Origin of the sequence: Clostridium mucosae, from assembly GCF_024622765.1 — a bacterium.
Lineage (GTDB): Bacteria > Bacillota > Clostridia > Clostridiales > Clostridiaceae > Clostridium.
This window is the reverse complement of the sequence record NZ_JANKAF010000058.1, coordinates 1-1454: the sequence shown is the minus strand read 5'-3', so window position 1 is coordinate 1454 and position 1454 is coordinate 1. Positions and strand designations below refer to the sequence as shown.

The window sequence follows — 1454 nt, the reverse complement described above, 5'->3', positions numbered from 1 at the left end:
AAATCTGGTGATGATGGCGTAGAGGAAACACTCCTTTCCATTCCGAACAGGAAAGTTAAGCTCTACAGCGTCGATGGTACTGCATGGGAGACTGTGTGGGAGAGTAGAACGTTGCCAGGTTATATGGATCTTTAGCTCAGTTGGTTAGAGCAACCGGCTCATAACCGGTCGGCCCGGGGTTCGAGTCCCTGAAGGTCCACCATATTTGGGGGTATAGCTCAGTTGGGAGAGCACTTGCCTTGCACGCAAGGGGTCAAGGGTTCGAATCCCTTTACCTCCACCAAAAGCTACGAAGTAATTCGTAGCTTTTTTTATTATATATATTTATAATAAAATTATAAATATATATTTTAATAATAAATTGAACTAGTTTATGTTTGCGACTCAGGCACCTATGGTCTCTTAGATTGCATATATCTTATCTAGATGTATTTAAAATAACTCTTCAGGAATTTTATAGTTAAGGATTATCCTTGGAAGAGTGTGCATCCAATGTTCTATGAAGGAAATATCAGAAGAAGAAGAATCAGATATAAGTTTTGATTTTGAGATGGTGCATTATATTATTGTAACGCTCATTAGATTCTATTTCAAAAGATGAAAAAGTATGAGCAAAATATACCTTAGTATTAGTTCCATTACATATTTTATTGATAATATTGTTTATAGGCCTATATAATTTTTTTACTATTTTATATGGTTAAAGGTATAATTAATAAGAATTTGAATAGTAAATAGCTCTTAGAAATTTAAGTATTTATTTTTACTCGATTCTGTATTGTAAATTTTATGATCTATATCGATTATCTTACGTTTTGAATTTAATTTTGAGATTAAATAATAACATATATAATCCATTATAGATTTTTTTGTTTTCAATTAGTTAAATTTCATTTTACAACAAGTCATTGTATCATAAATTAAAAGTGGCTATTAAAATTAAATTTATAATTATATGATACTTAAAAGTAATATTTAAATATATATTTTAATATAGATAGATTATTTTAATAGTAATAAATTAAAAATGATTATATCTCATTGCAAAAAAATATTATTTTAAATTACGTATATATAAAATAATAATAGAGAAAATAATATTATAAAATGTAAAATTGATAATAACATTGCCAGGCGTATCATCAATAGAAAATGATAGATATATATAGAAAATAGAAGGAAAATAAGAATAATTTAATTAGAATAATATAGATGTTTAAAACTTGGTTGCATTTACATGTTAAGATAAATCTCGTCGCTAAGGGATGTGACGAAACAAGTCAAAAAAACTTTGAAAAAAGTTGTTGACAAGAAAGAAAACAAATGATAAGATAAGAAAGTCGCTTGAGAGCGATGAAGAAAATGGTCTTTGAAAATTGAACAGAAAATAAGTTAAGTAAAATAAACCAGCAATTCTTTTAGACGTCTTAAAATTAAGACTCAAAGTAATTTGA

The 1454-nt window shown here is 27.6% G+C and carries 2 tRNA genes and 1 rRNA gene; all 3 read left to right on the top strand.

What is annotated here, in order from left to right:
• Nucleotides 1–3 precede the first annotated feature (3 nt).
• Nucleotides 4–120: ribosomal RNA gene (rrf, locus tag NSA50_RS19655) — 5S ribosomal RNA — on the top strand.
• Nucleotides 121–125: 5 nt separating this feature from the next.
• A tRNA-Ile gene (locus NSA50_RS19650) sits at nt 126–202 on the top strand.
• Between the two features lie 5 nt (nt 203–207).
• Nucleotides 208–283: transfer RNA gene (locus tag NSA50_RS19645), tRNA-Ala, on the top strand.
• The last annotated feature ends 1171 nt before the right edge of the window (nt 284–1454 follow it).